This window comes from Erythrobacter rubeus (assembly GCF_014705715.1).
Lineage (GTDB): Bacteria > Pseudomonadota > Alphaproteobacteria > Sphingomonadales > Sphingomonadaceae > Erythrobacter > Erythrobacter rubeus.
The window spans coordinates 379,741-398,890 of the sequence record NZ_JACXLC010000001.1 but is presented as its reverse complement, the minus strand read 5'-3'; the positions used below and the strand labels follow the sequence as shown (position 1 = coordinate 398,890).

At 59.1% G+C, this 19,150-nt stretch carries 15 protein-coding genes; 13 read left to right on the top strand and 2 right to left on the bottom strand.

What is annotated here, in order from left to right; all coding sequences use genetic code 11:
• The first annotated feature begins 140 nt into the window (after positions 1-140).
• The 5 genes from IB285_RS01980 (at position 141) to IB285_RS01960 (ending at position 7,847) form a co-directional block, all read left to right on the top strand.
• Positions 141-1,514, top strand: coding sequence for an outer membrane beta-barrel protein (locus IB285_RS01980; RefSeq protein WP_190786596.1), 1,374 nt, complete (start codon positions 141-143; stop codon positions 1,512-1,514).
• A 90-nt stretch (positions 1,515-1,604) separates the two neighbouring features.
• Positions 1,605-3,719 carry a GumC family protein gene (locus IB285_RS01975; RefSeq protein WP_190786595.1) on the top strand — a complete coding sequence of 705 codons (2,115 nt, stop codon included), beginning with the start codon at positions 1,605-1,607 and terminating at the stop codon, positions 3,717-3,719.
• Positions 3,720-3,792: 73 nt separating this feature from the next.
• The gene (locus IB285_RS01970) at positions 3,793-4,857 is read left to right on the top strand and encodes a glycosyltransferase (RefSeq protein WP_328705833.1); all 1,065 of its coding nucleotides are present in this window, start codon (positions 3,793-3,795) and stop codon (positions 4,855-4,857) included.
• A 9-nt stretch (positions 4,858-4,866) separates the two neighbouring features.
• Positions 4,867-6,363: a glycoside hydrolase gene (locus tag IB285_RS01965; RefSeq protein ID WP_190786593.1), complete on the top strand. Its 1,497-nt coding sequence runs from the start codon at positions 4,867-4,869 to the stop codon at positions 6,361-6,363.
• Positions 6,360-7,847, top strand: coding sequence for a lipopolysaccharide biosynthesis protein (locus IB285_RS01960; protein ID WP_190786592.1), 1,488 nt, complete (start codon positions 6,360-6,362; stop codon positions 7,845-7,847). The genes IB285_RS01965 and IB285_RS01960 overlap by 4 nt, the downstream gene beginning before the upstream one ends.
• Positions 7,848-7,895: 48 nt before the next feature.
• Here IB285_RS01960 and IB285_RS01955 read toward each other — a convergent pair whose 3' ends face one another.
• Positions 7,896-8,951, bottom strand: coding sequence for an NAD-dependent epimerase/dehydratase family protein (locus IB285_RS01955; RefSeq protein WP_190786591.1), 1,056 nt, complete (start codon positions 8,949-8,951; stop codon positions 7,896-7,898).
• Between the two features lie 364 nt (positions 8,952-9,315).
• Here IB285_RS01955 and IB285_RS01950 point away from each other — a divergent pair, with 364 nt between their 5' ends.
• Entirely contained in the window at positions 9,316-10,029 is a 714-nt protein-coding gene (locus tag IB285_RS01950) for a hypothetical protein (protein ID WP_190786590.1), read from the top strand.
• A gap of 63 nt (positions 10,030-10,092) precedes the next feature.
• Here IB285_RS01950 and IB285_RS01945 read toward each other — a convergent pair whose 3' ends face one another.
• Complete coding sequence (locus tag IB285_RS01945) at positions 10,093-10,968, bottom strand: glycosyltransferase family 2 protein (RefSeq protein ID WP_190786589.1); 876 nt, start codon at positions 10,966-10,968, stop codon at positions 10,093-10,095.
• Between the two features lie 160 nt (positions 10,969-11,128).
• Here IB285_RS01945 and IB285_RS01940 point away from each other — a divergent pair, with 160 nt between their 5' ends.
• From IB285_RS01940 to IB285_RS01910, 7 genes are all read left to right on the top strand, one after another.
• A complete protein-coding gene (locus tag IB285_RS01940) occupies positions 11,129-12,403 on the top strand; it encodes a glycosyltransferase family 4 protein (RefSeq protein WP_190786588.1) in 1,275 nt (424 codons plus the stop codon).
• Positions 12,404-12,440: 37 nt separating this feature from the next.
• A complete protein-coding gene (locus IB285_RS01935) occupies positions 12,441-13,346 on the top strand; it encodes a glycoside hydrolase family 16 protein (RefSeq protein WP_190786587.1) in 906 nt (301 codons plus the stop codon).
• A gap of 27 nt (positions 13,347-13,373) precedes the next feature.
• Positions 13,374-14,474 (top strand): NAD(P)/FAD-dependent oxidoreductase, encoded by a 1,101-nt coding sequence (locus tag IB285_RS01930; RefSeq protein ID WP_190786586.1) that lies wholly within the window; start codon positions 13,374-13,376, stop codon positions 14,472-14,474.
• Between the two features lie 151 nt (positions 14,475-14,625).
• Entirely contained in the window at positions 14,626-15,897 is a 1,272-nt protein-coding gene (locus IB285_RS01925; protein WP_190786585.1) for a class I SAM-dependent methyltransferase, read from the top strand.
• Positions 15,894-17,270: a protoporphyrinogen/coproporphyrinogen oxidase gene (locus IB285_RS01920; protein ID WP_199803324.1), complete on the top strand. Its 1,377-nt coding sequence runs from the start codon at positions 15,894-15,896 to the stop codon at positions 17,268-17,270. Before IB285_RS01925 ends, IB285_RS01920 begins: the two co-directional genes overlap by 4 nt.
• Positions 17,270-18,166: a DUF707 domain-containing protein gene (locus tag IB285_RS01915; protein WP_190786583.1), complete on the top strand. Its 897-nt coding sequence runs from the start codon at positions 17,270-17,272 to the stop codon at positions 18,164-18,166. Before IB285_RS01920 ends, IB285_RS01915 begins: the two co-directional genes overlap by 1 nt.
• A 33-nt stretch (positions 18,167-18,199) precedes the next feature.
• Positions 18,200-19,126: a phytanoyl-CoA dioxygenase family protein gene (locus tag IB285_RS01910; protein ID WP_190786582.1), complete on the top strand. Its 927-nt coding sequence runs from the start codon at positions 18,200-18,202 to the stop codon at positions 19,124-19,126.
• The last annotated feature ends 24 nt before the right edge of the window (positions 19,127-19,150 follow it).

The window sequence follows — 19,150 nt, the reverse complement described above, 5'->3', positions numbered from 1 at the left end:
CTTTCGGCATTCTCATCTTATTCATTTGGATTAGCGACCTACTACTTTTGCGCCGGAGACAACACGCGGGCGGTCAAGCTGTCAAGGCGGGCGGGATCACGAGTGATCCAAATCGGATCGATTGCGCTCGGGCCAATCGAATGAGCTTCGCTGTGTCGCTTTCGCGAGCGGCTCAGGACATCATCCTGTTGCTCCGGCTGATCGACTCCCCCTGGGGCGGACGTCGGCGCAGCGCGTACAGAGTCATTTCGGTACGCGCACGCTGGAGCACACGCAGACAGAAGAAGCGGGCAATCCGCCTCGCCGCTCTGGTTTGCATAAGCCTTGCCGCCTCCCGGCCGGCTTACGCACAATCAGATGAGGTGGTGACGCCTGTCGAGTTGTTCGATCCTGATGCGGGAGAGGGAGTGCGCATATCGCCGGGTTTCATTCTTTTCCCTCAGGCGACGGTGGACCTCACTTACGATACCAACATCTTCAATCTCGATGAGCTGGCGGAAGAGGATACGCTGCTTTCCTTCAGGCCCACCGCGGTAATTGCGTCCGACTTCTCACGGCACGCAGTCCGGCTTGAGGCAGGCGCCGAGATCCGCCGGTACTTCGATTTTTCGACCGAGAACAGCGAACAGTTCCGCACCAACCTAACCACGCTGCTGGAGCTTGGAAGCGATATCGATTTCGAACTGGGCGGAGGATATTCGCGCGGGATCGAGCAACGCGGTTCTGCGGGCGACGCTTTCTTCACCGATACGCCGGTCGTCTTTCACGACAAAAGAGCTGGCTTCGAGCTTTCGCGTGCCGGGAACAGGCTGGAGCTTGGCATTGCCGGGAGCATTTTGAAGCGCGACCATTCCGATACGAGCATCAACGGGGTTCCATTCGACCTGTCCTTTAGGGATGTCGATATTCTGAACGGGGTCGTGCGCGCCGACCTGAGGTTGAGCGACCGGACAGAAATATTCGCCGAATTTGGTGTCAGAGAGCTCAATTTCGACATCCTGTCCGATCCCAATCGCGACACCGATGGGTTCTACACCCTCGTCGGCATCTCCTATGAGCTCTCATCCTTGGTCGAGCTTGAAGTGGGCGCTGGCTACATTGAGCAATCCTTCGAAGACCCCCTCGTCGAAACTGCGCAAGAAGTTAATTTCCGACTCGAGGCCAGTTGGACACCCAGACCGGAATGGCGATTCACGGCGCGGGCGGCCCGCGATGTCGATCCTGGACGCGTGCTTGAAGCCCCCGCCATCATTGCCAGCTCCTTTCGCCTTACGGCCGAACGCGCAGTAAGCGACCGCCTCTTGCTGAGTGCGGATACGCTTTACCTTGAGGAGGATTTCCGCGGACTTCCCCGCACCGACCGGCGCTTCGCTATCAGCGGGTCGGCCACGTACCGGTTGGCGGGCCGGATCGGACTCATAGTCTCTGCGGGTTTCAGAGATCAGGACGGCGGTGAATTCGGACGCAGCTTTGACGGCGCGTTCGTTTCCGCCGGTGTGAGGGCGGCTTGGTGATGCACTCGAACACGCCAAATAGACGGCAATCGGATTTGATATCCTCGCGTTGGGGGATGGAGGTTGGGTATGAATGAAGCCCGGAACTTGATGACAATCGACACCGCGGGATCGGCACTTGCGCGTTACGATGAGTACCCACCCGTCGCGTCCGACCGCATGGACCTCAGCGAAAGCGTCAGCTTTTTCAGGAGGCACCTGCGCCTGATCATCGGCGTCATGCTGCTCACTATCGCGGCGGGACTTGCTCTGTCCTTCCTGCTGGGAGCAACCTACCGCGCAGTGTCGACGGTGATGGTCACCAACGATGCGGCGATCGTGACGCAGTCGACCGCCGCGACCGCGCCCCAAACGGTCCTATCGAGCGAGCTTCTCGAAACGCAGGTCGAGATCATCCGATCGCGAGAAATGGCCCAGCTCGTCGCCTCATCACTCGGCCTCGTCAATGGGCTCGCATCGGAGGATCGCCGAGAGCTCATCGACAATCTTCAGGAAAATGTGTCGGTCGGACGAGCCGGCGAAAGCTTCGCGCTTTCCATCGCTTTTGAAGCTGAAGGTGCCGAGGAATCGGCAAACATTGTCAATGAATTCACCCGCCAATTCGTCAATTGGGAGCTTTCGACCGAGCAGCAGCGCAATGCCGATGCCCGGGAAATCGTAGAGCAGCGCCTTGCTGAACTGAGAGATCAGGCGCAGGCCGATACACAGGCGCTGCAACGATACCGTATAAGCAACAACCTGCTCAGCACGTCCGGCGCTTCGCTGACCGAGCAGGAAATCTCGACATATAACCAGGCCGTGACGACGGCCCGTGCCGAAGCCGCCGAAGATCAGGCACGTCTCGCCACCGCGCAGGCGCAGCTTCGTTCCGGTTCGATTGGCGACGACGTAGGCGAGGCGCTTGGTTCGCCGGTCGTCTCTTCCCTGAGATCTCAGGAAGCGCTCGCAGCGGCCGAGGTCGCCGACCTGTCAGCCAAGTATGGGCCAAACCATCCGCAGCTCATTCGTGCACAGAGCCAGCTCGCGGAGGTCAGACAGCGCATCGAAGCCGAGATCAACCGCGTCATTTCCAATCTGGAAGCGCGCCAAGCAGTTTCGGCGCAGCGGCTGGCCTCGCTCAATACCAGCCTTTCTTCTGCACGGGCCAAACTCTCGCAGAACAACGATGCAATGGTCGGCCTGAGCGAACTCGAACGCGCTGCCGAGGCATCTCAGGAAATCTATCAGACCTATCTCAACCGCTTCAAGGAACTTATCGCCGCAGAGGGGAGCGAGACGCCCAATGCCCGCGTGCTGACCTACGCGGAAACGCCGATCTTCCCCTACTCGCCGAACATCCCGCTTAATGTCGCATTGTCGCTGGTCATCGGCCTGGGCCTCGGGGTGCTCGCAGCCTACATCCGCGAATCTCTGTTCCAGGGCCTTTCTACCCCGGACGATGTCGAGCGCGAGACCGGCGTTCCGTGCATCGCGTCGATCCCGCTCCTTTCGTCGGTCAGCAGCGAATCCGATCATCCGGCAACGGCGATCCAGGACGCGCCGAAATCGCCGTTTGCAGAAAGCTTCCGCTCCTTGGGAGCTTCGATAGACCTCGCAACGCACGGTAAGGCAAAGGTCATCGCAATCACGTCCGCTTTGCCGAATGAGGGAAAGACCGTCGTCAGCTGCTGTCTCGCCAGCGTTCTTGCCGCAGGCGGTCAGCGGACAATGCTCATCGATTGCGACCTTCGTCGCCAGGGGATCAGCCGCCTGCTTAACATGCAGGAAGGCCAGAAGGGGCTTATCGATGTGCTGGATGGCAGCGCGCCTCTCGACCTATCGGAATATGATGACGAGAACGTTTTCTGCGTTCTCCCCCTTTCACCCAGCCGGGAAGAGCCGGAGCACTTGCTGCGCGGCGAGGAATTCGTCGAACTGCTCGAAAAGCTGAGCGGACATTTCGATCGCATCATCCTCGACCTGCCGCCAGTGCTGCCAATTGCAGCCACGCGTATCCTCGCGAGCCGGGCAGACGCAGTGGTGTTTGCGTCCAGATGGCGGTCCACCTCGAAAGTGGCGGCGAAGGCGGCGCTGCGCAGATTGCCGCCCGAGCACGTCAACCTCGTGGGCGTCGCCTTAACGGCCGTGGATATGAAGCGCCGCTCGTTCCTCGATCCCAATGATCCCTATTTCTATTACTCGCAATACGAATCGTATTATGCATAGTCCCGTGGCCGCTCCGGGCCATGCCCGCAGCTCTGCATCCCGCAGGCCCTTTTCCGAGCCTCGTGTTGCGATTGTGCATTACTGGTTTGTGGCGATGCGCGGCGGTGAGCGGGTGGTCGAGCGGCTGCTACACCTATTCCCGAATGCCGACCTATTCACCAATGTCTATGATCGTAGCAAGATGTCAGCGCGGCTGGCCAGCGCACCGATCGAGGCCGGGTTCGTCAACCGCCTGCCCTTCGCGAGATCGCTGTACAAATACTATCTGCCGCTGATGCCGATGGCGCTGGAAGGGCTCGATCTCAGCGAGTACGATCTCGTCATCAGCAGCGAGTCCGGTCCGGCCAAAGGCGTGATAACGCGGCCCGGCTCCGAGCACATCTGTTATTGCCATTCGCCGATGCGCTATATCTGGGATCACTATCACCAGTACCACGCAGAGGCATCGACACCGGCGCGCCTTGCCATGCCGTTCATGTATCACCGTCTGCGGCAGTGGGACGTCTCCTCAAGCGCACGCGTCGACCAATTCATCGCCAATTCCAATTTCATCAGGCAGCGGATCGAGAAGGTGTGGCGCCGCGATGCCCATGTCATCCACCCACCCGTCGAGACAAATCTTTTCAGCCAAGCTGACGAGGTCGCGCCCAATTACCTGTGGGTTGGTCAGATGGTCCCGTACAAGCGGCCGGACCTCGCAGTCGAAGCCTTTAACGAGAATGGCCTCCCCCTCACGATGGTCGGCACCGGCGGCATGCTCAAGAAACTCAAAGCGATGGCCCGGCCCAACATCACATTCATCGAACGGCTCGATTTCGCTGCCTTGCGTGAGGTATATGCGACATGCCGGGCGTTCATCATGACCGCCGAAGAAGACTTCGGGATCACTCCTGTCGAGTGCATGGCATCGGGCCGCCCGGTCGTGGCCTTCGGCCGAGGCGGCGCGCTCGACAGTGTGGTTGAAGGTAAAACGGGTATCTTTTTCGATCGGCAGGACGTCCCCTCCCTCGTTCAGGCGATCGATGACATGGAATACTTCCTCGATCATTTCGAGCCGCAGGCAGCGATCGAACATGCCTCAAATTTTGCGCCCGAACATTTTGACCGCAGGTTTTCCAGCATAGTCGAAACGACCTGAGGCCCGGCGATGGAGCTCACCTATATCGGGGTCGTTCAGGCGATAATCGGACTATACATCGTCCTTCTGGGAAGCGTGCGAAGCGCGATCTTCTTCCTGATTTTAAGCGCGATCCTGATGGGCTCAGCTGCAGTGGTGCTGCCAGCGCTGGGCGGCTCATCCATACCCCCTGTCCAGTTTGCGCTGCTGTTCACCACGTTGAGGATCCTTGCGCCAAAAGGCGGATATCTCGGTTTCCTGCCCGATGCGGTGGGCGACAACAAATGGCTCATCTTCTTCGCGATGTACGGCATGGCCAGCGCCTACTTGGCGCCCCGGCTGTTTGCCGGATCCTTCGATGTCTTTCCAATGCAGCCGATCGAATATCTGGGGCCATTCGGCACTGTGCCGCTCGCTCCGACGCCGCAAAATATAACGGCGACCTTCTACATGTTCGGTGCCGTCATGCTTGCCCTCAGCTGCAATGTGATGTCGCGGATGCCCGGAGCAGCTGCGGCTATGATCAGCGCGATCATCACCGCGAGCTGGATCCACATCACTTCGGGCATTCTCGATCTGACGATGCGCGGCACCCCTTTCGAAGACTTTCTGGCGATTTTCCGAAACGCCAGTTACGCGCAGCTCGATGCGACAGCGTCCGGCTTTGTTCGGATCAGGGGACTTCTGGCCGAAGCCTCGATCTATGCCGGCCTGGGCTTTGCGCTGTTCGTTGCGACTGCGGAGATGTGGTATCGATCGATCCGGTCCAGTGTCACTGGATGGACTGCCATCGGTCTTGCCATGATGCTGGTGCTCAGCACCGCCTCGACAGCCTATGTAGCGCTGGCGGTTTATGCCGCTCTATTTATGCTCAGGGCCATCCTCTTTCCGAGTGCTGCTCCAGCGGGCAAGCTGATGAGAGCGGCGATTGCCGCGTTTGGGGCGGTATTCTTCCTGTGCGCGCTCTTCATATTCGTACCGCAACTTCCGATTGCGATCTGGGAGCTCATCGCCGAAATGACGTTCGGCAAATCGGAAAGCCTGTCAGGACAACAGAGGCTGTTCTGGGCGATGCAGGGGTGGCACGCGCTTATCGCGTCATACGGGCTGGGCATCGGTCCGGGAAGCTTCCGCTCATCGAGCCAGATCATGGCCGTGCTTGGGTCGGTCGGTATCTTCGGATTTGTCGCTTTCGTGCTCTACCTCGTGCGGACGTTCGAGGCGACGCGGCGATCGAGCTGGGGGCTGGGAGCGACACCCAGAAAAACTCTGGGCGGAGCGCTCGGGTCGGCTGCGATCCTATGCCTGATACCGGCAAGCATTTCCGGTCCATCGCCTGTTCCCATGGCGTTCTTTTCGATCATGGCCGGTGCCGCGATCGCACTGCGCCGTCCGGTGCAGGAAGCAGTTGAGACAAGCCCTGACGCTGCGCTTGAGCGTGGGGGCCTGCGCTCGTTTCCAGCAAAAGGTGCCCGGGGGCCGAGGAAAACGGTCCTAAGACCCAGCAATCGGGTTTGCGCACGATGAGCCTGCGCCTTGGCGTGATGCGAGGCGCCCTTTCGCTTGGTGGGGTGAACATCGCGGCCAATGTGCTGAGCGCCGGCGGATTGCTGGTGCTGGCACGATTGCTGACCCCGGAAGATTTCGGGATCGTCGCCATTGCAACGGCCATCCTGGTGCTGGTGCAATCGTGCACGGAGCTTTCGCTCAACAATGCGCTCATTCACAAAGAGAAGGTGGACCGGTCCCACGTCGATACGGCGTGGACCATGGCCCTCATCCGGTCGGGCATTATCTGCGCGATATTCGCAGTGTTGGCGTGGCCACTGTCGATCGCCTACGGAAATGCCGAGCTTGTCCTCGTTTTCCTCGTTGCGGGCGTCACAGGGGCAATCCTGGGTCTGGAGAATCCGCACGTATGGCTCGCGACGAAGCAGATGTCGTTCGCGCCGCTCGCGATCGCCCAATTCCTGCGCCGCGCGCTCGGAATAATCTTCGCGATCGCACTCGCTTTCATGCTTCAATCCTTTTGGGCGATCATTCTTGGCAGTCTTGCGGGCGCGATCGGCGCCACGTTCCTCTCTTATATCCTGGTGCCATATCGCCCCCGGCTATCGCTGGCACATGTCAGAGAGATATGGTCGTTTTCCGGTTGGATGTTTCTCAGCCAGATTTTCGAGACGCTCAATTGGCGCGCCGATCAGCTGATCGCCGGTCTAGCCGTTTCGAAGGAGCAGTTGGGCATTTATGCGATGGCCGACAACGTTGCCGCCATCCCTTCGCGCGAAACAGTCCATCCCATTCGACACGCGCTCTTCCCTGGCCTTGCAAACATCTCGAATGACATGGAACGGCTCAAAGCCTCGCAGCAGCGCGCACAATCGACAATCGCGATGCTTGTGGCCCCGTTGGGAGTCGGCCTTGCTCTGGTCGCCGAGCCCGCCGTTGCTTTGGCGCTTGGCAGTCAGTGGGAAGGCACCGTGATATTCGTCCAGATCATCTCGATTGCCTACATCGTCGGAACCTTCAGCATCGGCCTCCAGCCGCTCGCAATGTCACTCGGCAACACGAGGCTGCTCTTCCTGCGAAACTTCCTCGCCGTCTGTGTGAAAGTCCCGGCAATCATGGTCGGATTTTTCTCAGCGGGACTGCTGGGCGTGGCATTTGCGCGGCTTGCCAGTGACGTTTTCGCCGCGCTGGTCGAGTTCCTTTTCATCAAGCGACTGATCGCGATCGGTTTGTGGCGACAGCTGGCAAGTCACTGGCTGACCGTCGCGGGTCTCGGCGCCATGACAGCAGCAGTGCTGACCGTCAGCGCGGCGATGCCGCAGGACGGGATGCCGCTAGTGGTCGATCTGTTCGCAAGAATATCGGTCGGAGCAGTCACCTACGCCGGAACAATCGCAGCAATCTGGTTTGCGAGCGGCCGCCCCGAGGGGCCAGTTGCGATAATGTTCGACGTCCTGCAACGGATCAGGTCATCGCGAAGTCAATCCGCACTCAGCGCGTAAAAAGGATCGCCGTAACCCCGGTCACGGTTTGGCCGGGTCATCTGCGAGTCAGACGCCTTCGAGCTGGCGCATCGGGAACAGATCTTCGTTGAGAGAGCCTTGCTCGATCCGCTGCTTCATGTGGGCAATTCGTTTGAAACGCGGGCCATCGAATTGTTCGAAAGTGAAGCCCACCGATCGATATGCATCGTAAAGCTGCTCGATCCCGCGCCGGCACGTCCATTGCGGCTTGAACCCATGCAGCTTGCGCGCGAGATAGTTGCAGTCCACCCGGTAATTGCGAACATCCGGACTGGCATTCTCCGAAAAGCCAATCTTCGATCCTGGCACGACATCGCGCACCAGCTCGGCGATTTCGCGGATTTGGTAATTCTCGTTCGTCGTGCCGATATTGAAGACTTCTTTGTGAACGTCCTGCCGGTCGGCTTCGATGATCGCGATGTAGGCTGCCGCGATATCTTCGACATGGACGATAGGTCGCCAAGGCGATCCGTCGCTCATCAGGTGAACCTCACCGGTCGTGCACGCCCATGCCGTCAGATTGTTGACCACCAGATCGGTGCGAAGAAGCGGCGATAGGCCGTAGGCGGTCGAAGCCCTCAAAAAGGTGGGACTGAATGTCTCATCGGCGAGCGCTCCGATCCCCACTTCGGCTTCAACCTTGGACACGCCGTAAGCGGTCACCGGATTAAGATCGCCAGTCTCATTGATGAAATCATCGCCCGATGCCCCGTAATTCGAGCATGAGGATGCGAATGCGAAGCGAGTTATCCCGGCCTCTTTCGCTAGCCTCGCAAGATCGATCGATCCTTGCGCATTGATCTCCTGCGTCAGCCCCGGTCGATAGTCGCCCAGTGGATCATTGGAGAGTGCTGCGAGGTGAATGACCGCATCGATACCGCGCAGTTTGTCGGCTGCTTCGGGATCCTTGACGAATTCGCGCACGTCGCCGCCCAAAGAGGTGATGTCCGCCGCACCGGGAAGGAAGTAGCACCCCTCGAACAAAGCGCTGTCGAGACCGACGACTTCGTGACCTCTGCTCAGCAGCTTCGGAGTGAGTACGGAACCGATGTAGCCAAGATGCCCAGTGACAAGAACTTTCAAGGTGCGCGTCCTTTTCTACAATTACCCCTGCGCATCCTCAAACTGGCGCATGGATTTCTCATTTGCGAACCTACGCGCGCGGTGCTTTGTTCGGGAGGGGCGCACTGTGCTTAGACCAAACGCGCCAGAGCCTAATCCTTCCGGGGAGCGGCAACCCCTCGGAAACATGCCGATCCACCGACTTACGGCAAGAACGCGCCGGTCGATATCGAACTAGTCCAAGATTGCCTTCGCATCGCCACCCGATGCCCGCTATCTCTCGAGGTTAACCATAACCAATTGAGCAAGAACAACGTTCGAACCCAGAGGCGTCGTGCAAACAATCTCGGATCGCAGGTCCGAAATCACATCAGGGAGTGTGTTCATGAGCGGCAAAGAGGGAAGCGTCTTCATTCTGATGAATGACGCCATGCCGGGTTTCGCGCGGATCGATTTCACCGCCAAGGACGACGTTGCGGCCAGGGTCCTGAAGATCAACCAGTCGGCTCTTCCGGTTCCCTTTCGTATCTACATGGCTGCGTCGGTTTACGATTGGAAAGCGCTTCAGCAAACGCTGAGATTCCTGTTCAGGGAGCAGTTCGACCCGGACGATCCCGAATACTTCACCGGCAACCCGGAATTGCTGCGCGCTGCGATCGAGCCCGCCGCTAGCGCGGTGCACGAATTCAGCGACGAGGAGATCGGTATTTCGGCCGCCAAGCGATCACAGATGGATCGCCTGCGTTCTTCACACGAGGCGCTGAAATTCATGTCCTTGAATGCTGCCCCAGGCACGATCCTGTATTTTTCGAAAGACCCGTCGATTTCCTGCACTGCGCTCGAAAACGGGCTGGTAAAATTCGAAGGCAAGGAGCTCTCACCGGCGATCGCTGCCCGACAGGCGATGCGCAAGCTCGGCTTTGAGTGGAATGAGCTTGCGGGCACCGATTACTGGACTCCGCTTGGTTCGAGCCTTGGCGGGAATGCGAAGGCGGCGCCGTCAGCCATGCGGATGGAAGCTGAAATGCCGGAGGCACCGATCGTGCCGAACGAGGTTGACGATTCGCCAGTAGTGTTCGTGAGAAACACCAAACTCTGAACTGATGACCAACGCTATCGGACGGGCATATCCCTGTCTGCCGACGGGATCGGAAAATCGCCTTTAGAGTTCGAGAATCTTCTCCGGTTTCGATTTGCCCAGCGCAAGATCGAACAGTCCAATCAAATTCCCTCTCAGCCTCCCGCGGCGATCCACGAAGGGTTCGGGCCGGAATGAGCGGACCGCATTCACCATCGGGTACTTCACCAGATGCCCGTACAATTGCGAGCGCGTAGTCGTTCCTTTCGCGAGGAGATAGCGCGCATTGGCGATCTGTGAGTAGCCAAGGCGGATCCCAGACACCCGCCCGGCCTTGACACCTCGATGCGCACCAATCAGCCGATCAAGCTTTATCAATCGGCCCTCGCCAAGCAGCTGGTTGGTCAGGTCAAGATCCTCGAGCCATCCGTAAAGGGGCAAACGCTCGTCGAACCGCTTCTCCCCCAGCGCGGAAGTGCGCATCGCCATGTTGCAACCGTAAAGTCCGTTGACGTCCGTTTCTCGTGGGTAGCCGGTGGGGTAAGCCTCGGCGTGCGCGCTGATCGCGCTCACCGCTTGGACGCGCGTCAGGCCAGGGCCGCATACGCCATCGGCGACGACGAGGCCGGTCATTCCGACGACGTCCGGTGATTTATCGAACGCAGCCTCCAGCCGGGCGAGATAGGTTGGGTGCGGAACGAAGTCATCGTCGAAGAACACGATGATATCGCTTGACCCGATCGCCAGCTCCAGCCCCGCGTTTCGCTGCGCGCAAAGCCCTTTGGTGGTGCAGATCAGCGTCTCGTTATCGATGCGCGAATCCCGGTCGGGAGCATCGTCTTCTGTCGTCACCGCAAAGATGGTTCTGTCAGGCAGCCTCGTCTGATTGGCGAGATCCTCAACAAGATCGTCGGCCTCTGCCCGTCTTCCCAAAGTTGCGACAATCACGGTGATTTGCATCGGTGTGGCTCCAGTGCGTTCGGCCCTCAACCGGCCCGGTCGGAACGCTGCTTCATGCGTTTGCTATAAATCCGAACGCGCTCCGCTTCGAGCCGCTCTATGAAGGTACTACCAATGATACCGTGAGAATCCGGGCACTTCTCCATATGCTCAGATTATCATGATCCCGAGCCGCATCGTCATTATCAGCGATCAATCCTCCGCGACTGGGGGTGCGGAAGCACTCGCGCTGCTGTCGGCGCGTTTGTTCGACGAAGCCGGTATCCCGGTCACCTTCGTTACCGGCGATGAGGGTGCGGATGCCCCCCTCCCGGCATCGATCGAAGTCGTCTCGCTGGGGCAGAAACCGCTCATGCAACGCAGCTTTGCCAAGGGCGTTCGCGATGGCCTCTACAATTCCGCAGCGCGGCGAATGGTCGAGCGCACGATTGCCCGGCTCGACGCTCCCGACGTGGTTTATCACTTGCACGGGTGGTCGCAGATTCTCTCACCCGCGGTTTTCGCAGCACTGTCCGGGGTGGAATCGCGATTGGTCATTCACGCGCACGATTTCTTCATGAGCTGCCCGAATGGCGGGTTCTTCAATTTCGTAAAGAACGAGACTTGTCATCTTACCCCGCTCAGCCAGAAATGCCTCGCGACCAATTGCGATAAACGGAGCCCTGCGCAAAAGGCATTTCGCGTGACGCGCGCGGCGGTTCGCGCGCGCACTTTCTCCGGTCGTAAATCCCCTGCGCTGGTTGCAGTCATTCACCCTTCGATGAGCCCGTTCCTCAGCAAGTCCGACCTGTCGCTGGAACGCCTGCGGACGGTGCGCAATCCAGCGAGCGCGTTCAGCGAGAGCCGGGTCGCGGCAGAGAAGAACAACGACATCTTCTTCATCGGCCGTGTCGCGCGTGAAAAAGGGGTCGAGCTCGCCGCGCAAGCTGTCCGCATTTCCGGGCACCGGTTGCGGATCATCGGAGAAGGTCCCGAAAGGGAGACCCTCGCTAAGCGCTATCCCGAGGTCGCGTGGGAAGGTTGGCTTAGTCATTCGGAAATCGCCGACATCATCGGCACTGCACGCGCGCTCGTCATGCCCAGCCTCGTTCCGGAACCATTTGGTCTCGTCGCGCTCGAGGCGCTCCAAAGCGGCGTTCCGCTCGTGGCGTTTCCCGATTCCTTTGTCGCACAGGAAGCGTCGAAATTGGGATGCTGCTTCATTGCTTCGGAGCGCAGCCCGGAAAGCCTGGCGGAGGCTTTCGCGAAGCTTGGTGACGATGTCGCGGTGAGGGAAGCGAGCCAGCGTGCGCATATTGCATCGGGCGCGCTCACATGTTCCGAAATCGAGTGGCGGGACAGCCTGCTGGCTCTTTACGCTGAACAACTCGCAGCTTCCGCCGACGTGGGAGGAAGTGTCCCCGCACAGGCCGAACGAGATGCTTTCGCTACCTGACCCGGCACGCGTTGCTTTTCAAGGAGGACGCTGAAAAATGCGAAGTGAGGACCAAAGCTCGCCAGTGTCGCCTTCGAAGGGGCAGCGCACGGGAATTACCAATTTCACTTTCGTTCTGTCGTTAGGCGCGCTCGTGGCGTTCGCAGGACCATCAGACCTGCCTGTCGGTGCGTTGGAAAACCAGTCGTCCGAAATCGATCTCAGCGATTTCAAACCATCTTTTCGTGAAGACTTCGACGAATTCGACGTCTCCGAATATGATTGTCTCACAAGATGGACGACCCATACGCCCTGGGATGGCGATTTCGGAAGTGCCCGCTTTATGGGACCGAGCGATGGCTTTCCCTTCACCACCGAAGACGGGATCCTGACCATCGAGGCTCGCAAGAACGCGGATGGGAAATGGGAAAGCGGGATGCTGTCCTCATGGAACAGGTGCAATAGCGGCTTCGCTCAGAAGCTGGGCTATTTCGAAACGCGGGCCCGTTTACCGGCAGCGGCAGGGTTCTGGCCGGCTTTCTGGCTCATTGGGGCGGACCGCAGGGACGGCGTGGTCGAAGTCGATATCTTCGAATATTATTCGCACCAGGATGACGAGATTTACCAGGTCATTCACAAGCACAGAGCCACCGAAGACGATGAAAAGATCACCGAAAGCCGGCCGCACGACGTGCCGGCAGGATCGCTCACCGAGGAGTTCCACACCTATGGCGCTGAGATTACCGAAACCGAGGTGATCTTTTATATCGACCGGAAAGAAACCTGGCGGGTCCCCTCCCCTCCCGAATTTCAGCAGCCAATGTATCTTCTCGTATCCTTTGCCGCGGAGGATTACCGGATGAACGATCAGACGCCGGATTCGGTGAAGATGGAGGTCGACTACATCCATGCCTATCAACGCAGGCCGGTCGGCTCACCGCACTTCAAACCCCACCCCAAGTAACTTGATTATTCGAGCGTTCGGGGCCGCATGGACGAGGTAGAGTGCATCGTTATAGGCGGCGGTGTTATCGGCCTTGCCTGCGGAGCCTCCATCGCCCGATCGGGCCGCGAGGTCCTGGTGCTGGAGGCGGAAGACGCCATCGGCACCCATACCAGCAGCCGCAATTCCGAAGTCGTGCATGCCGGTATCTACTATCCGAAAGGCAGCTTGAAAGCGCTGCTTTGCCGGCGCGGCCGGGACATGCTTTATCGCTATGCTGAAGAACGCAGCATCCCGCACCGACGGATCGGGAAGCTGATCGTTGCCACATCGCCCGAGCAACTGGCGCAGTTGGCACAGATTGCCGATCGCGCAGCAGGTAATGGCGTGGAAGACTTGCGGCATCTGTCACCGCGCGATGTGTCGGCGATGGAACCAGCGCTTCGCTCGAGCGGCGCGCTGCTCTCACCATCGACCGGCATTATCGATAGCCACGCCCTGATGCTCGCATTGGAAGCTGAGTTGCAGGAACACGGCGGGATGGTGGTCCTGCGTACTGAAGTAACCGCAATCGAGCCGCAATCATCGGGTTTTATAGTGGAAACTAGGGGCGCGGAGGCCGGGCGCATAAGGGCACGTCACATCATCAACTGCGCAGGGCTGCGCGCTATCGGGCTGGCGCAGCAAATAGCTCAACTGAATGAAGACACCGTTCCGCAGGCCCATTTCTCGGTCGGTCACTATTACCGGCTCTCCGGCCCATCGCCGTGCGAAAGGCTCGTGTACCCGGTCCCGGAGCCCGGCGGCCTTGGCATTCACCTGACATTGGACCTGGCAAATCAGGCAAAGTTCGGGCCGGACGTGCGTTGGATAGCGGAACCTGATTATCGCTTCGATGATAGCGCACGGGACCGGTTTGCCGCCGCTATCCAGACATATCTTCCGGGGATCACCGCAGACGATCTGGTGCCAGACTATACCGGCGTACGCCCCAAGATTGTCGGACCGAACGAACCCGACGGCGACTTTCGCATCGATGGTGCGAACCACCACGGCGTGCCAGGCCTGATCAACCTGTTCGGGATCGAATCGCCGGGTCTGACCGCGTCTTTGGCGATCGCCGATCACGTGGCCCAAATCATCGATTAGTGGGTGACCAACAGGTCGGCACAAAAGCCGGTCTCGGTAGACGTAGTACTCCCGATGGTTAGTTGCGGGCGTCCGAGGCGTTGCCGTATTATCATATGATAACAGAGGGGCTTTCTCAGTTCCCTTTTCTGCGATTTCGGAAGGGACATCGATGCATCAGGCAGGAACGCCGAAGAGTTCAGCGCTGACAGCGCTGAAAAACTGCCGTCACTGTTCTCAGCCGCTGGTTACGCAGCTGTCCAATCTGGGCTTGAGTCCGGTCGCCAACGATCTCGTCCACATGGCCCAGCAAGACGAGCCGGAGCTTCATTATCCTCTCGAAGTGCGCGTCTGTGACAATTGCCTGCTGGCGCAGGTGGTCCACACGCTGAAATCGGACGACCTGTTTCGCGCCGATTACACCTATTTCTCCTCGCATTCCTCGACATGGCTCGACCATGCGAAAGCCTATGTCGAAGCGATGCAGAAGCGGCTTGCTCTGGGCGCGGCCAGCAAGGTTGTAGAGCTGGCCTCAAACGATGGATACCTCCTCCAATATGTGAAGGCGGCCGGTATTCCGTGCCTCGGCATAGAGCCGACCGAAGGGCCCGCCGAGATGGCGAGGTCATCGGGGCTGGATGTGCGGAGCGAGTTTTTCACCGAAGAGCTGGGGAATGCGCTCGCGGATGAAGGTTGGACAGCCGACCTGATCGTCGCGAACAATGTGCTAGCGCACGTGCCGGACATCAACGATTTCGTTCGCGGCGCAAAAGCACTGCTCAAACCTGAGGGGATCGCGACTTACGAGGTGCAGCATCTGCTCCGTCTGATGCAGGGCAATCAGTTCGACACCATCTATCACGAGCATTTTTCCTATCTCTCGCTGTTTGCGGCCGAGCGCATTTTCGAGGCTGCGGGACTGAGAGTATTCGCTGCCGAAAGCCTGCCGACGCACGGCGGATCGGTGCGCTTCTATGTGTGCCACGCAAAGGCGTCATGGCGCGATGAGCCCTCGCTTGAGCAGATGCGCGAAGAAGAGCGAGCCTATGGTCTGGACAATCCCGCGACCTACACTGCCTGGAACCGCGAGGTTCAGGAGACCAAGATGTCGCTGATCCAGCTCTGTCTCGACCTCAAGAGGCAGGGCAAGACGATCGCCGCCTATGGCGCGCCGGCCAAAGGCGTGACGCTGCTCAATTATTGCGGGATCGGATCGGATATCATCGATTTCACGGTGGATCGTGCTCCCTCCAAACAGGGCAAGCTGATGCCAGGTGTTCGCATCCCGATCCTTGACCCCTCGCATATCCGCGAGGTCAAGCCGGATTTCGTGATGATCCTGCCCTGGAACCTCAAGGAAGAGATCAAGTCGCAGATCGATTATGTGCGCGAATGGGGCGGACAATTCATTGTTCCCGTCCCCCAAGCGGCGATCGAAGCTTGACGACGGTCGGGGGCTGCACTTTGGTAAACGATCCGAACATCGCAATCATCGGCGCCGGTTTTGCCGGTTTCGGCGCGAGCCATCAGCTGCGCGAGCTTGGCGTCGAGGCAACCATTTACGAGAAGCGGTCTGTCCACGGCGGCCACACCTCAACGCACTCCTATGATGACGGGTTTCTCTTCGATGAGGGGCCGCACATCTCTTTCACCCAGAACAAGAGGCTCCAGGAACTCTTCGCCGAAAGCATCGGCGGAACCTATGAAAAGCTGCGAGCGAGCGTGAACAATTACTGGCAAGGTCACTGGATCAAGCATCCGGCCCAAGTAAACCTTCACGGTCTGCCGCATCAGGTGGTGATCGACAGCATCAAGGACTTCGTGGCCGCCTCGCATGCTCCGAAGGATTCTCACAAGATCGAGAATTACGAAGATTGGCTCATCGCCGCATTCGGCAAGACTTTCGCTGAGACATTTCCAGCCGTCTACACTCGCAAGTATCACACGACCGATGCAAAGAACCTGACGACCGACTGGTTGGGGCCGCGGCTCTATCGACCCGAGCTTGAGGAGGTTTTGCGCGGGGCGCTCGTGCCCCAAGCACCCGACGTGCATTACGTCGACCATTTTCGCTATCCCACCGAAGGCGGATTCGTCTCGTACCTCAACGGGTTTCGCAAGCGCTCGCGCGTGGAGTGCGACAGCGAGATCGTGGAAATCGATCCCAAGGCGAAATCGCTGCGCACCTCTGATGGACGCGTCATCGAATACGACTCCATCATCTCTTCCGTACCGCTTCCACGGCTCATCAGGATGATCAAGGGGGCGCCGCCAGACGTGGTCGAAGCCGCCGGCAAGCTCGCCTGCACCGAAGTCGTGCTGGTCAATATCGGTGTGTCCAAGCCGCATGTTCGCGATGATCACTGGACCTACTTCTACGATGAAGACATCGCCTTTGCTCGGCTGAGCTATCCTTCGAACTTCTCGCCGAATGTCGCGCCGAAGGGCTGCACCGCCTTGCAGGCAGAGGTCTATTTCAGCGACAAATGGAAACCGCGCGACAAGCCTGCCGAGGCCTACATCGAGCCTGTGATCGACGGATTGCTGAAGGCGGGCCTGATCGATGGCCGCGACCAGGTGGTTCACACCAGCACAATCGTCGCGCCGTTCGCCAATATCATTTTCGATCACGACCGCCCGGCAGCGGTGAAGCTGATCCACGGATATCTCGACGATATCGGGGTCGGCTATTGCGGGCGATTTGGCGACTGGGGCTACATCTGGACCGACCAGGCATTCGCGAGCGGAGAGAAAGCTGCGCGCAGAGCCTTGGACAGAATGGCGAAAGGCGAAGTCGCAGCGGGGGTGGGAGCGTAATGACCGGATCGCGGAGAAACTTGGTCCTCGTGCGTGTGGGGGCAAAGTCGCTGCACAGGGACTGGCTCGAAGGGCCGGAGGAGCGCAACTGGGACCTGCAGCTGAGCCAATATGACGATGATCCCGACATCTGCAAAGGCGGAGACCTGCCGCTGTCGGTCGATAAGGGGACCAAGTGGGACAGTATCTATCGGTACCTTACGGCCAATCCCGATCTGCTCGACCGGTACGACTACATCGCTTTCATGGATGACGATCTGATCTTCACCAAACGGGATCTCAACCGATATTTCGAAATCTGCGCCGAGCACAATCTTCGCATTGCGCAGCCATCGCTGCACCGCGACAGCCACTTTTGCTATTCGATCCTGCTGCAGTTCCCACGGACCAAACTGCGCTACACCAATTTCGTCGAATGTATGGCACCGGCCATCAGCACCGAGTATCTGCGCAGCTTCCTGCCGCATATGTCGCAGGTCATTTCCGGTTGGGGCATGGACCTGATCTGGGCGCTGACGATGCCCAATCCGGCATTCAAATCCGCAATCATCGATGAGATTTCGATGGTTCACACGCGGCCCCACGCGACGGGCGCGGTGTACGATGCATTCTCCGAAAAGCGGCTTTCTCCTGAGCAGGAAATGAAGCGTCTGAAATCGGGATATTCCGGGGTTCCGGACAAGATGGTTGTGTACGGCGCGATTGATCGCGAAGGAAACCGCATGAGCGGCGCGACGGTGCAGCGTCTCAACAGCCTGTCACTGCTCGCAAATTCGTGGCGTTACCGCGAACCGGTCCGGGCCATTAGATCGGGCGCGGCCATGCTTTTGCGCGCGATTACCCAGCCGAGCTACGTCCCGCAGACCGTCCATAAAATCCAGCATGAGAGCGCTTGAACCATGAGAGAAGGCGACAAGAACTCAATCGCGATGACCGTGGGGTTAAACGGCGATATCGACGCGCACGAAAGAGCGATTTACCGCGGCCAGATCAACTTGGTGCCGCCGAGCGCCGCCGGAATGCGCTTGTGCGAGCACGCGCAGGCCATGATCGAGGAAGCGTTTCACCCGCATGATCCGCGCACGGCGCAGCACGTCCTCGACGTCAGCGACTTCGTCAGCCGCGCGGCCGAGGTCAAACCGCGTTTCATTCACGACGCGCAGACGCGGGTTTTGCAGAAGCAATACCTCACGGAATTGGGTTTCGACCCCGAGCGGACTTATATCGATGTTCCGCGCATGCGCGTCGTCAGCAGCGATGGATATCTCGTTTCGGGGGTAGGCCATAAACAGCCGCCGCACCGCGATACGTGGTGGTCGGCGCCGATGCAGCAGATTCAGTTCTGGCTTCCGATCTTCCCGATGACGCGCGAATGCTCGATGGAATTCTACCCGCATTACGTGGAGACCGGCGTCGCAAACTCGTCCGAAGATTTCAACATCTACAAATGGAACGCGACCGGTCGCAAGAACGCCGCGAAGCACGTAAAAGGCGAGGACAAGCGCGGCATCCCTCAGCCGCGTGCGGCATTGGAGCATCCGGCGGCGGTGCAAATGGTCCTGCCGGTCGGCGGCGCGGTCGTCTTCTCGGCCAACCAGATGCACGCAACATCGGACAACGTAACCGGGACGACGCGCTTCAGCATCGATTTCAGGATCGTGGATATCGAGCATGTTCGCGAAGGCATCGGCGCGGCCAATGTCGACAACGCCTCGACCGGCACTGCTTTGCGTGATTTCCGGCGAATGGCCGATGATGAACCAATCGCGCCGGAACTCGTCGCCCAATACGATGTCGGTGACGAAGTCACGGATGGCGTCCTGCGGTTCGAGCCCGGCGAACCGGTGAAAGCGTGATGCCGTACCCCCAACTCCAGTTGC